The sequence below is a fragment of the Corallincola spongiicola genome (assembly GCF_004284785.1).
Classification (GTDB): Bacteria; Pseudomonadota; Gammaproteobacteria; order Enterobacterales; family Neiellaceae; genus Corallincola; species Corallincola holothuriorum.
Genome location: NZ_SHLY01000001.1, coordinates 385,263 through 398,027 on the forward strand (window position 1 = coordinate 385,263; position 12,765 = coordinate 398,027).

The 12,765-nt window shown below is 48.0% G+C and carries 12 protein-coding genes; 8 read left to right on the top strand and 4 right to left on the bottom strand.

The genetic code is table 11. The annotated features are described in order from the left end of the window. Positions 1-86 precede the first annotated feature (86 nt). From EXY25_RS01660 to EXY25_RS01680, 5 genes are all read left to right on the top strand, one after another. Positions 87-449, top strand: coding sequence for a hypothetical protein (locus EXY25_RS01660; RefSeq protein WP_130565497.1), 363 nt, complete (start codon positions 87-89; stop codon positions 447-449). A gap of 270 nt (positions 450-719) precedes the next feature. After that, positions 720-1,358 carry a phasin-related domain-containing protein gene (locus EXY25_RS01665; RefSeq protein ID WP_158537943.1) on the top strand — a complete coding sequence of 213 codons (639 nt, stop codon included), beginning with the start codon at positions 720-722 and terminating at the stop codon, positions 1,356-1,358. A gap of 68 nt (positions 1,359-1,426) precedes the next feature. Continuing rightward, a complete protein-coding gene (locus EXY25_RS01670) occupies positions 1,427-1,783 on the top strand; it encodes a phasin family protein (RefSeq protein WP_114336777.1) in 357 nt (118 codons plus the stop codon). Between the two features lie 83 nt (positions 1,784-1,866). Beyond that, positions 1,867-3,309: a wax ester/triacylglycerol synthase family O-acyltransferase gene (locus tag EXY25_RS01675; RefSeq protein WP_114336776.1), complete on the top strand. Its 1,443-nt coding sequence runs from the start codon at positions 1,867-1,869 to the stop codon at positions 3,307-3,309. A 36-nt stretch (positions 3,310-3,345) separates the two neighbouring features. Further along, positions 3,346-4,293 (top strand): alpha/beta hydrolase, encoded by a 948-nt coding sequence (locus EXY25_RS01680; RefSeq protein ID WP_114336775.1) that lies wholly within the window; start codon positions 3,346-3,348, stop codon positions 4,291-4,293. A 223-nt stretch (positions 4,294-4,516) separates the two neighbouring features. Here the strand turns inward: EXY25_RS01680 and EXY25_RS01685 are convergent, their stop codons facing one another. Next, positions 4,517-5,101: a TetR/AcrR family transcriptional regulator gene (locus EXY25_RS01685; RefSeq protein ID WP_130565499.1), complete on the bottom strand. Its 585-nt coding sequence runs from the start codon at positions 5,099-5,101 to the stop codon at positions 4,517-4,519. Positions 5,102-5,227: 126 nt separating this feature from the next. Between EXY25_RS01685 and EXY25_RS01690 the strand changes: the two genes are divergently transcribed. Then, a complete protein-coding gene (locus tag EXY25_RS01690) occupies positions 5,228-5,503 on the top strand; it encodes an acyl-CoA-binding protein (RefSeq protein WP_114336772.1) in 276 nt (91 codons plus the stop codon). Positions 5,504-5,565: 62 nt separating this feature from the next. Here EXY25_RS01690 and EXY25_RS01695 read toward each other — a convergent pair whose 3' ends face one another. Further along, on the bottom strand, positions 5,566-6,069 hold the full coding sequence (locus tag EXY25_RS01695) for a DUF2505 domain-containing protein (protein WP_130565500.1): 504 nt from the start codon (positions 6,067-6,069) through the stop codon (positions 5,566-5,568). Between the two features lie 18 nt (positions 6,070-6,087). Then, the gene (locus EXY25_RS01700; RefSeq protein ID WP_130565501.1) at positions 6,088-8,070 is read right to left on the bottom strand and encodes an SDR family oxidoreductase; all 1,983 of its coding nucleotides are present in this window, start codon (positions 8,068-8,070) and stop codon (positions 6,088-6,090) included. Between the two features lie 522 nt (positions 8,071-8,592). Here EXY25_RS01700 and EXY25_RS01705 point away from each other — a divergent pair. Next, entirely contained in the window at positions 8,593-8,916 is a 324-nt protein-coding gene (locus EXY25_RS01705; protein WP_114336769.1) for a hypothetical protein, read from the top strand. On the opposite strand, the gene EXY25_RS01710 is transcribed toward EXY25_RS01705, so the two are convergent. Then, positions 8,913-11,102 (bottom strand): diguanylate cyclase, encoded by a 2,190-nt coding sequence (locus EXY25_RS01710; RefSeq protein WP_130565502.1) that lies wholly within the window; start codon positions 11,100-11,102, stop codon positions 8,913-8,915. The two genes, EXY25_RS01705 and EXY25_RS01710, sit on opposite strands and share 4 nt — an antisense overlap. A gap of 150 nt (positions 11,103-11,252) precedes the next feature. Here EXY25_RS01710 and EXY25_RS01715 point away from each other — a divergent pair, with 150 nt between their 5' ends. After that, positions 11,253-12,752 (top strand): glycogen synthase, encoded by a 1,500-nt coding sequence (locus tag EXY25_RS01715; RefSeq protein WP_130565503.1) that lies wholly within the window; start codon positions 11,253-11,255, stop codon positions 12,750-12,752. Positions 12,753-12,765 lie beyond the last annotated feature (13 nt).

A 12,765-nucleotide genomic window follows, 5' to 3' on the forward strand; every position in this document is an offset into this window, starting at 1 on the left:
CTGGTCATCATGCCTGTTTTATCTGGCAAGTGTTGTTGGTTGCTTGATTCGCACTGACTGAGGCTTATGTTTGTGGTGGAGGGTATATGATAGGAGTGAAGTTGTTATTCGTGAGTGTGCTTAGCTTTGTTCTACTGACAATGCCTTTGCGTGCTGCCGAGATATGCCAAGCGGGATTGGAGCTGGACTATGTTTCCGTTGAAGAGTTGGAGGGTGGACTGACACCAGAGGGCAGTGTAGCCAAGCGTTGGCATCTGCAGTTTCGCTTTCCTGAAGTGATCTGGTCCCATGGCGATATGGTGGAACATGGTCGATTAGTTTGTGATGGTGAAATTATTACCGCAGAGTTTGCTAATAACGAACTGGATGTCACTGTGGTGCAAGAGCCACAGCTAATTAACATGGCCGGTGTAGCTTATTCTTTGAGCACATCGCAGGTTGAGCCTTAAACTGCTTTCAAGTTAAAGCAAAACGCTATTACTTAAATAAGTAATACACCCTCGTTGAGTGCCAAGCTGCCTTTCGGCTGAAAGTGCGCTGTCTGGTTTCTGACCAGCTTTTATTATCTCCCCAATTGATCCACATCAATTCTCACGCTGACTTTAGAGAGAGCACTCTAATTCTCTGGCGTACCTTCAAAGTAGGTTAAAAAAGCGCCTGAAAAACCTGTGTCGCAGTCCAATCAGCCCATGCACAGTCAAAACAGGCAGGGAGGAAATATGAGTAACCTAATTGGAAAAGCCAGTGCAGCGGTGAAAAAAATTGGTTCAATACGCGAGACCATGGTGCATAACATCTGGTTAGCAGGACTTGGTGCATATGCTAAGAGTGCTGAAGAGGTAAGTGGTTTATCGGCCAAGAGCCAGTCGCTGTTTGAAGAGTTAATAGCGCGGGGCAAAGAGGTAGAGCAAAGCACGAAAGAGAAGGTGGCAGATGCGGCCAGTGAAACGTCTGGTGCGATTGAGCAACGGGTTAATCATCTGATGCAGAAAGCCTCCGGCTTAGATGTCATGCAGCTGAAAGCGATGGACAAAAAGCTAGACGATTTGACCAAGCAGGTTGATGCGTTATTGGCAAAAGATAAGAAGCCTGTCGCCAAAAAAGCACCCGTGAAACGTGCTGTTGCAAAGAAACCAGCAGCCAAACCCGCGGCAAAACCGGCAGCCAAGCCAGCGGCAAAAGCACCTGCGACAGCGGCAAAGAAAACGGTACGCCCAGCAGCTAAAAAGCCAGCGCCGAAAGCAGCAGGAAAAGTAGCAGAGGTTAAAGCGCCACTGAAAGCCGTGCCTAAACCTGCTGCGAAACCGGCAGTTGCGAGACCTGCGGCGAAAAAGCCGACAGAGACCGAAACCGCTTAGAGCGATATTCCTAACGTAGCGGGGAGCGAAGGCCGCGCCCAGCTACCAGATAAGAGGAGGGCGACATTATGAGCGCCAATAATGTAAAAGAAACCGCAAAACGCGTGATGGAGAATGGTGAGCAGCTTGCCCGTAACATCTGGTTGGCTGGCTTAGGGGTTTACAGTAAAAGTTTGGAGGAAGCACAAGGCCTGAACGGCAAGACAACCGAGCTTTTCGAAGAGTTGGTGACTCGTGGGCAGGAAGTGGAATACGCCACCCGCCAGAAGTTGGAAGATAAAAAAGAAAAAGCGTCTGACAAGCTGGAAACTCGGGTGAATGACCTATTCTTGAAGTTAAGCGGTATCGACCGTAAGCAGCTTGAAGATATGAACGAAAAGCTCGACAAGTTGGCTGACGCAGTTGAATCACTGTCCAAGAAATAGTCGGAAGGTTATCTGTAATGGCCTGACTCTGACCGGGGTGTGAGCTTAGGTTCACACCCTGATTTCTAATCTAAGGAGGTTACATGCCGGGACTTTCTCTCATGGATACGGCATTCGTTTGGTTTGAGTCCAGCGATACACCGATGCATGTGACCGGCTTGGTGTTACTAAAGCCCCCTGCAGATCAACAGGGTGAAAGGAGTAGTTTTGCCCGCCGCCTCTATTCAAAATTGTTGACCAAACAGCATATTGCAGCGCCGTTTAACTGGCGATTGCAGATGAAGTACAGCAACTTGCCGCAGTGGCAGGTGTGTGATCATGTTTGTTTATCTGATCATGTGCGATTAGAAACGCTGGCAGAGCCTGGTGATCGGGCGCAATTGAATGCACTGGTTTCACGCAATCATGCCCGTTGCTTGGATCGTAGTCGTCCATTGTGGGAACTCACGGTCATTGATGGTCTCGACGATGGTCAGGTTGCTCTGTCATTGAAAGTGCATCACGCATTGGCTGATGGTATGCGTGCCAGTGGTATTTTCATCAACGCCTGTAGTGAAACTCCAGACGAAGAGTTTACCGCGTTTTGGGAAAACGCCATGGTGCCTGAACGGCACTGTGATGAAGATGAAACCGGTATGGTTGAGGCTTGGCTGGATGCTGTCTACAAGCTTTCCAAGCAGGCGTTTACCTTGCCTGGCTTGTTCCGTATTGGCAGTACCTTGGCGATGAGCGCGCTTAACCTCAAATCATCTGCATTAACTACCCCTTTTACGGCGCCAAAGACGGCGTTCAATCGTAAGCCGGGGCAGGGACGTTCGATCTGTGTTGGTCGTTTTCCCATGGCCAGCTTCAGGCAGGTGAGTCGTTTGACTGGTGCGTCGATGAATGATGTGGCGTTGGCAGTTTGCGATATCGCATTGCAGCGTTATTTGCACATTCAACAGATGCAGCCGGAGAAACCATTGGTGGCGTTGATGCCGATTAATCTGCGTGCCAAAGGGGATCTGAGTTCCGCATGTAACAAGATGTCGATCGGTTTAGTGGAGATGGGACAGCCTGAAGATACGCCACTGGCACGTCTAGCTGCTATTCAGCACTCTTCCCAAGGGGTGAAGCAAGAAGCGTTGGATCTATCGCCGAAGGCATATGTGAACTATTCCATCTTGGTAAACGCGGCGGCATTATTAGGCGGTAAGCTTAATATTAACGGCGTCGTTCCGCCGGCAAGTAACCTGATTATCTCCAATGTCCCGGGCCCCAATGCACCGCGCTATTACATGGGCGCGCAGATGACGGAGGTATACCCTTTGTCACTGTTATTGCCGGGTCAGTCGCTGAATATCACGCTGTATAGTTATGACGGTTGGGTACATTTCGGCTTAGTGGGATGCAATACCTCGCTACCAAATTTTGAGCAGATATCCGACTACCTCACAGACGCCTTGGCTGGATTAGAGCAAGATGTCCTTAACACCGCGGTGGATCTCGTCACCGATCAGTTATTCCTGTTACAAGAGACGGAATAGCGCAGTTCAGACCAATAATCGGTTTATAGGGTGATAATGGCCAGTTGGCAAAGCAAAGCATTTAATCAACTCCTGTTTCGGGTGATGCGAAACCGCCTGGAACGTTGTGACAATGTATTTGATATGCGTAAAGTGATTGATGGTATGGATCGGCTAGGTTCTTTTATCAATCACCCCTCCGATATGTTTACCATTCCGTTTAAAGCTGGTTCATTGAAGTGCGAATGGATTGAGATGCCTGATTGTCGCCGAGATGGTGTGATCCTGTTCTTCCACGGTGGTGGCTTCTGTTTTAAAAGTCCGTTGGTGCACAATGCTGTACTGGCACGCTTGAGCGAACAGACGGGTCTGCGCGGTATGATGGTGGACTATCCATTGGCACCTGAGCATCCGTTCCCCTGTGCCCAAGAAGCCTGCCTGGCAGGTTACCGCTGGTTATTGGCGCATGGTGTGCCTGCTGCGTCGATCATTATGGCGGGAGATTCTGCTGGCGGTAATTTGGTATTAAGCTGCTTAATGAAATTGAAGCAGGATAGGCAACCTTTGCCTGCGGCGGCCGTGTTGTTTTCACCGTCAGTGGATCTGGCGATGACAGGTGAGTCTTCGTTCGCTAAACGTAATGTCGATCCTTTCTTTGCTTTGCCTACGCTGTTGTTGATGCGTAACAGTTATCTCAATACTCACTGCCCGTGTGATCCTTTAGTGTCGCCGCTGTATGGCGATCTCTCAGGTTTACCGCCGATGATGATCCATGTGGGATCGGAAGAGGTGTTGCTCGATGATTCGGTTCGTTTAGCAGAGAAGGTAAAGGCTGCCGGGGGGGAAGTTAATTTGAGCATTTGGGAAGGTATGCCTCACGTATTTCCTATTTTTCATCAGTTGCCTGAAGCGCAGCAGGCGATACAGCAGTGTGGCCAATTTGTCGTGGATAAGATCGAACGGTTGGCTGAGCCATTGCCGCAGGCAGAGGCGAATGTGGGATAATTGATCGTTGTAAAAGGGAAAGTTCATTTATTACCATTAATGAAAACACTACTTGGTTGGCGCTCGCCACTAACAGAGAAAACCCGTACCTGATCTCGACCATTTTCTTTAGCAAAGTAGAGCGCCTGATCGGCTCGTGAAGCCAAGCTATCATTGGTGTCTTCTTGCTCTCTTGAGCTTATTCCTGCGCCCGTCTTCAAGCAAATACCTATAAGAGAAGAAGCTAGGTAGTGGTATTTAGATGCGGCTGAACCAGCGCGACCAAACGGCTTACGCCTTGGCGCAGTATCATTGCGTGTTCCTGTTCGTTGCTAACCATGCTTAACTGATTCACCCATCCAATAGCTATCATCAGGCTATTGTCAGCGAGAAACTTCTGGTCTTCTTTTTCAATGTTCAAGGCGTCTAAGTGATCAAGGTGATCAAACATTCGTTTATTCAGCGTCTTAAGTGAGTTGTATAGGTGGCTGAAGTTGCGTTTAAGGTCAGGCTCTCCCAGTACCAGGGTTTCGAGATCGCGAAGAACAAACCTGTACTGTGCCAATAGGGCCATGAGGCTAAGCAGAAATGGTGGATAGTCTTCGAGTGTGGTCACTTGATTTGAGAATTCAGTTCGCATTCGACAAATAGCTTGGTCAAACTCTTGAACCAATGCTTTAGCTATGTCCTCTTTATTGCGGAAATGGTAATACAGGTTACCCGGACTGATATCTAGTTCGGTAGTGATTTGTAAGGTCGACACATGGGCGATGCCCTGTTGATTAAACAGCGTTAAGCTAAGATTGAGGACTCGCTCACGATTACGCATTTTTCACCCTGTTTAGCTCCATTGTGACTGGTTAAAAAAACACCTTTATTGATCTCGCCACGGATCTTTTCTCCTGCTTTTGTATGACTATTAACCTAATGTCTCATCAAAGTAAGGGAGAAAAAAATGGCTGATTCAAACCTGTTTGATCTGTTTGAACAAGCTCAAAACGATGTCCGGCTCTTGCCTCATCGCCCCGTAGATGAAGACTTGCTCGAGCTTTATGCGTTGTTCAAGCAAGCCACTGAGGGCGATGTTAACGGACCCAGGCCCGCTTTTTTTGATTTCCGCGCCTGTGCCAAGCACGAAGCGCGGGAGCATATAAAAGGCCTGGATAAGGATGCGGCCATGGACCGTTATTGCCGTGTGGTTACGCGCCTGAAGAGCGAGTTGGCGGCTTAACACAGCTATCGCTTAATCCATAAATAAACGGGGCTTGCCCCGTTTTTTCTGTCATGCAATATCTATCCGGCCACTTCTGCTGCTTGTAGCTGCCCCTGAATATATTGATATTCCTGCTCCATGCTCTTTTTGCAGTCGCCTGCTACATACCGCGCGAGGCTGCTACCGATTAAGGGTAAAGAGGAACTGATTTCGATGGTGACATCATTTATTGCGCCAGTTTCGTTCTCATGTAGGTGCATGTGGCCTTCAATCTTAACCGGGACACCAACGAGATCTATGGTCATGTCGCAGCCGAGACTGCCGTCATCCTTGCTATACCAATGCTCCTTTTGAATTAGCTTATTGTAGTCTCCCAGAATGCTTGCCAGCAGCGCGGGCACATCGGCAGGCAGTTCACGCTCTGTTTCACTGATAAAGCCATCATCGGTATCTTCGTTGCGGATGGTGCTTATATTTATCGCTTTTAGTGCTGCATATTTTTCGCTGATTGTTTCTGCATCGCGAAAAAACAGATAAACCTGATCAAGGCTGTGGCTATATTGGTGACTGGCTGTGCATTTCATTGCTATTGCTCCTTATCCTTAGAGGTGTATACCGCGCAACAGTGCAGCGAAGGCGATCATTTCCTGAGAGGGCTTTTCTTTCTCTTTATGTTCAACTTCTTCGGTTGCTCTTGGCGAATCAGGGAACATACGGAAGCCTGTGTTCATAATGATTTCGCCCAATTTGGGAAAGACAGCATGGATTAAGGCACCAAAAATACCGAGTCGGGTTGCCACTCTTTTCGGTTTTTCTATGATTGCCTTAGCGATCATTTCTGCTGCTTGTTCTGGCGTTAGGGTGGGCATCTGTTGGTAGATCTCGGTCGGGGCGATCATTGGTGTCGCCACTAACGGCATATTGATGGTGGTGAACTGTACATTGCGGTCGGAAAACTCCGATGCTGCACAGCGGGTAAAAGATTCCATGGCCGATTTCGAAGCCACATAGGCTGAAAACCGTGGCGCGTTCGTTAGTACACCGATTGAGGAGAGATTAATCACATGTCCGCCGCCATTGGCTAACATACCGGGTAGTAACCCCATGGTCAGTTTTAGACAGCCAAAATAGTTAAGTTGCATGGTGCGTTGATAATCATGAAACCGATCAAAAGAGTGCTCTACTGAACGGCGGATTGAACGCCCTGCATTATTGATTAACAGATCAATGTGCAGGTGCTGGTCATTGATCCGCTCCAACATTAGCTCTATGGCGTCTAGGTCTGACAGGTCACAACTATGGATATGGATTTCACCACCCTGTTGTTCTAATTCCTCTTGTACCCGTTTGAGTTCGGTTAGGGTTCGCGCAACCAATACGAGTTTGGCACCTGTACCTGCCAACATCTTCGCGGTGGCTTCGCCAATGCCTGAGGTAGCACCTGTGATCAGTACAGTTTTGCCCTTAAGTACCCCTGCTAAGGTTTTATCCAATGACAATTCAGGATCGAGGTTTCGCTCCCAGTAGTCCCAGATAGCGGGGGCGTAGTCTGCTAACTGTGGGCAAGTGATATCACTTCCCTTTAAGGCGTCTAGCGTGTTTTGGCAGTCGAATCGTGTTGGATAGTTGACGAAGTTGAGCGCGCTGCTGGGGATGCCGAGATCTTTTACGACGGCACCCATAAGTCGTTTAATGGGCGGCATTTTAAGGATGCCCGATTTGACCTGCCGAGGAATGAAATTAAACAACCGGGTGTCAATTCGCATTGCCATACGTGGCGCGTGGCCAGCATCGGCGAAGATGTTGAGCATTTCACCTGCGGTGTTGGGATTAGGATCGGTGAGGTGGAAGCAGGTCTGATCTTGCTCTGGTTGATGGGCAATATGGTCCATAGCCGCAACCACAAAATCGACCGGTACGATATTGAGATAACCTCCTTCAACACCTATGGTTGGTAGCCAGGGTGGCAGTGTGCGGCGCAGTTTTTGTAACGTTTTAAAAAAGTAGTAGGGGCCATCGGCTTTATCCGCTTGTCCGGTCTTTGAATGCCCAATAACCATACCGGGTCGGTAGATACGCCATGGTACCGCCTGGTTGTCCCGTACTAATTTTTCTGCATCATGTTTGGATTGCAGGTAGGGGTGATCTAAGTGTTCAGCTTGTCCAAACATATCTTCACGGAACCAACCCGGATATAACCCTGCTACTGCGATAGAGCTTATATGGTGAAAGCAACCGACCTTGAGGGCTTCTGCGCATTGCAGGGTGTGCAGTGTGCCATGGACATTTGCCAGTTGCTGCAGTTCGGCATCGGCGTCGAGGTTGTAGATCGCTGCCAAGTGAAACAGGTGATCAATCTTGCCTACTAAGTTTGTCTTGGCTTCGTCTGAGAGTCCCAGTCCTGGCAAAATGATGTCACCCCGCACGGGATTGATCTGGTGTTGGTGATCGGCGAACAGGTCGAGTAGTTTTTGTTCTGCTTTATCGCTACGAACCAATGCATAAACCGTCCCGCCACGAGCGAGTAGTTTCTCAATTAGATAGCGTCCGATAAATCCTGTACCGCCGGTCACGAAGTAATTCATAGTTCAACCTCTTCCAATTTGTTGTCACTGGCATAATTATGATCTGGTCTGACCAGAAAGAAAGGTTTTGCGTGAGTAAACATCGTAGTGGTCAAATTTCCGACAAAATATCTGGGTATGGTTGCGATATTTGATCTAGGTCAGCAACGTCGAGGAATTTTACTTGTGCTTTAATTGACTGAGCAGATTTCATGAGCGACCTCTCATTTCGACTACGAATTTAAACCTAGTATCAGTACCCGCTACAGCAAGAAAAATAGCTTACTCTGGACTCTTTTTATGTGACTTGACGCTCTCTCAGAGCGTCGCCCTTGCGGGCAATAAGGACGTCACGCTGGCCATGGATGGTCGCCATTTTCAGCTGAAAAATATTTTTATTTTTTTCCTCCTGCCAACTTATTGCTGTGATTATCTATTTTCATTTTCATTCCGTCGTAAGTGTCATTGCGCAGTTGTTTGCCGATCTGTTCTGCGAAGAGTTAGCTATTCTTACCCTGAAACGGAATCGTTTTAGGAGTAGGTATGGATGTATATAACCAGACGGATCGGATTGTTTGCTCGACCGAACAGTTACAGTTAGTGGTAAGAAAAGTGCTGGAGAAGCACCGCCATGAGGCGAGGTCTACCAGCGAAGATTGGCGCGCAGCACTTGATGCCTTGAGTGAAGCGGCATTTGTAGTTGATGAACATCATTGGGATAGCTCGGTTGATAGAAGCCGAATCTCTTTAGTGGATTCTCTTATTGCGTTGAGGCAGCGTATTGATCTGCCTGATCAACGTTGTACCGCTAAGGGTGAAGTCGGCAGTTTAATCGCCGACCTGCAACAATTGGTGGTGTTTGGTTAATCAGCTTGTTGGCGGAAGATTGCGGTTCTATTTCTGCCTTTATTCTTAGCCTGGTAGAGGGCTTGATCGGCTCTGGCTATCATTGGCTCTGGCTTTCTGTCATGGGCTAACTCAGCGACACCAATACTGATGCTTTGAATGCCCGCTTCGGGCATCTCTTTTTCGTTGATTATCTCCCTTAGCTTCTCCGCTAAAATGGCAGCATTATCCAGATCGGTTTCTGGACAGATGATAAGAAACTCTTCACCACCCCAGCGCCCTAAGCTATCAGACTGGCGTATGTTTGATGCCAATCGTTGTGATACCTCTTTGAGTACCTCATCGCCCACCTGATGACCAAACTTATCGTTGATCTTTTTAAAGTGGTCGACATCAATCAGCAAAACCGAAAGTGAGTGGCTGTAACGCAGATTGCGTTCAATTTCCTTGGCGATGATATTGTCTAGATAGGCGCGGTTGCCGATACGGGTGAGGGGATCGGTCACGGCCATTTTTGCCAGCTCTTCATTGGCTTGCTGCAATGCAAGGTGTGCTTTATGTAGCTTCTGATTGAAGCGGCGCAGCTTGTAGTTAGAGAAAATAATGATGGCGATAATAACCAGAGCAATTGAAATCACTTTGATCGCTGCGGATTTGTTAATTGTTTTTATTACTTCGACCGTCGTCCATTTGCTAACAATGGCTTCTCTCTCTTGTGCTGGGATCTGATTGAAGATGCTGTTAATTATCTTGGACAGCGGGGTAAGCTCTTTCGTGACCGCGATGCCGAGGCTCATGTCGAGGGATAGACGGCCACCAATTCTATAGCCCGGGTAGTCACCAGAACTGAGGTGATATGAGCTCACAATATAGTTCTCGATATAGCCATCAATCTCATTACGCTGCAGGGCTTTATGAGCGTCGTTGAACGACTCGTACGGTTTTAGCTCTAAGTTAGGGTACCGTATCTTAACCAGCTCTTCGTAGGCATAGCCCTGTATATAACCAAACCTCTTGCTGCCTATGGTTGCAGCATCAGCGATATAGGGTTCTTTCTCTTTAGTGACAATGACTATCGGCGTGTTTAGGTAGCTGCGGCTAAAACTCATCTCTTTTAATCTAGTGAGCGTCGCCGACGCCATAATAAGCATTTGGCATTGTCCACGCTTCAACGCTTCTAGCGAGTCCTGCCAATGCTCAGTTTTGTGTAGCTTAAACTGGATAGGTAAGCGGCTTTGGATCTCTGATAGCAGATCTGCACTTAGCCCCACGTGTTTGCCGTTTTCTAGCCACTCTAGCGGTTTCCATTGTGGGTCGATGCAATAATCCACCTCCTTAAGTTGCGCTAAGAACTGGAGATCAATGTCAGATATGGGTGCTGCCAATGCGTCACTGCTATTGAGAAACCACTTATCTTCGAGGGCATCAATGACCTCTTTGGGAATTTGTCTGATCCCTTTGTTTAGTATGGATTGTAACAGCGGGTTGCGCTTATGAATGGCAATAGCAGAATGATAGCGGTGTTTCTCGTTAGTAAAGGGGACGAGGTGATAGCCCTTTATATTTCGAGTCTTAATTTGGTACTGCAGGACAGATTGGGCAGCGATAACAGCGTCGATGGCGCCTAACTGCAGTGCTGTTATCAGATCTTCGTGACGATTGTAACTGGAAAGGTTAGCACTGTTTGCCGCGAATCTAGCCACCTCAGCTTGGTAGGTTGTATCGCCGACAACACCGAGTCTAACGTTGGGTATAGAGAGTACATCGATACCCGCGGGCATCCCTTGTGGCACCATGATCACTAGCTCCTCCTCTAAAATAGGAACGGTGAACAAGGCATAGTGTTCTCTGAGGTTGGTTGTAACAACGGGTAGCAGGGCATCTGTTTGGCCAGAATCAAATAGGAATATTGCTTGTTCAGTGCTTTTGCTAAAGCTGTAATGGATCGGTAAACCGATGTTATTGGAGACGATGTTAATTAGTTCAACGACGAAGCCTTTGAATTGCCCGCCTTCTACGTAAATTACTGGCGAGTAGTCGCCACGGATGGTGTGCAGGTGCAGTGCTGTTTTACTGTCCAGCCACGCCTGTTCTTCCTCTGTAAACTCAATCTCGTCTATGAGTGGATCTGCTAAGACGCTTCCCATAGCCGTCAGTAAAAAAACGGAACCTAACAGTAAAATTGTGGTTAGCAATCTTCTGATCACAGCATATTCCTTATTAGCATTTCACTGAGTATAGATCCGTAAATTATTAACTGTGCTGGAAAATTCCCTGTATTGGCTTACGCTTAAGGTTAGAGTATTTACTCGACACCTTTGTCGTGGGTATAGCCATGTGCGAACAAGGGAGGCAAAGTGAAGATATTATTGGTTACCTCTGAATATGAGGGCTTGGTTAAAGTCGGTGGCTTATCGGACTTTTGCACCGCATTCGCTGAACAGCTTAAGCGGCAAGGGCAAGATATTCGTGTATTGATACCATTTTACGGGCGAATACAGGATGAAGTGACCATTAGCCACAGTTTTCCCATCGCAATTCCTTTGAGTTGCTGGCAAACCTTTCACGCGGTGATCCACTGTGTCACGTTGAAAGGGGTCACGCTGTATTTGCTCGAGTATCAAGCTCTGTATGGTCGTGATGGCATCTATGATGATGGACACGCCGCGTATCAAGACAACCCTTTACGCTATGCTCTGCTGTCTCACGCCGCTTTTGATTTGTCGTTGGCATTAAAGTGGCAACCAGATGTGATCCATAGTAGTGACTGGCAGGGGGCATTGGTGCCGTTCTATCGACGTGAGCACTTTGCCGCATCAACATTCTTTTCTGCAACACGCACCGTGCTGACTATTCACAATGGCGCCTACCAGGGGCGTGCCGATTATGACTGGCATGAACAATTGGGAATACATCCTAAGTTCATGGTGCCGCAACTGTTTGAGGATATGGGGTGCCTTAATCCATTAAAAGCAGGTGTTGTGATGGCAGATCGCATTGTTACGGTATCACCGAGTTATCGAGATGAGCTGTTAGCCAATGCAACGAGTCATGGTATGGCTGGCGTATTTAATTACCGCCGAGCCGACTTTACCGGGGTGCTTAATGGTGTTGACCTGGTGGAATGGGATCCGGCCAGTGACAGTTGTCTGCCGTTCAATTATTCCGCTGATCAGCCAGCAGGAAAGCAGAAGTGCAAACAGCAACTGTTGACGCAGCTGGGATTGGAAAGTCTTGAAGACAAGCCGCTGTTTTGCTTCATCGGCCGCATTGCACAGCAAAAAGGTTTTTCCTTGCTGCTGCCGTTATTGCGGCAGTTGTTACAAGCTGATGCGATGCGCTGCGTAGTGATGGGACATGGTGAGGAGGGCTTTGTTAAAGAGCTAGAGAAGCTGGCTGCACACTATCCTCATAGTTTTCGATACCTTGCTGATTTCAGCCGCGAAGGTACCCACAATACATTGGCTGCTAGCGACTATATGTTGATGCCCTCTTTGTTTGAGCCGTGTGGCTTAAGCCAGCTCTACGCTATGCGTTACGGGACTGTACCAATTGTGCATGGGGTTGGTGGGTTAAAGGACAGTGTCACCGGGCTTGATGCGCTAACAGCCAATCGCAGCAAGGCCAATGGCTATCAGTTCTTCGAGCCTACACTGAAGAGTTTTTTGGCTACGGTTAAACAGGCCATTAAACACTACCATGATGATCCGTTTCTCTTGCAACTGTTACGACGTAATGCAATGAGCACAAGATTTGATTGGCAGCGGGTGGCAGAGGAATATATTGCTATCTATTCAAAACTGGTGGCAGATGCGAACAATAGCGGAGAGCACAGCGCGCCGTTGAAAAGAGCATGACGTCCCGTATGGC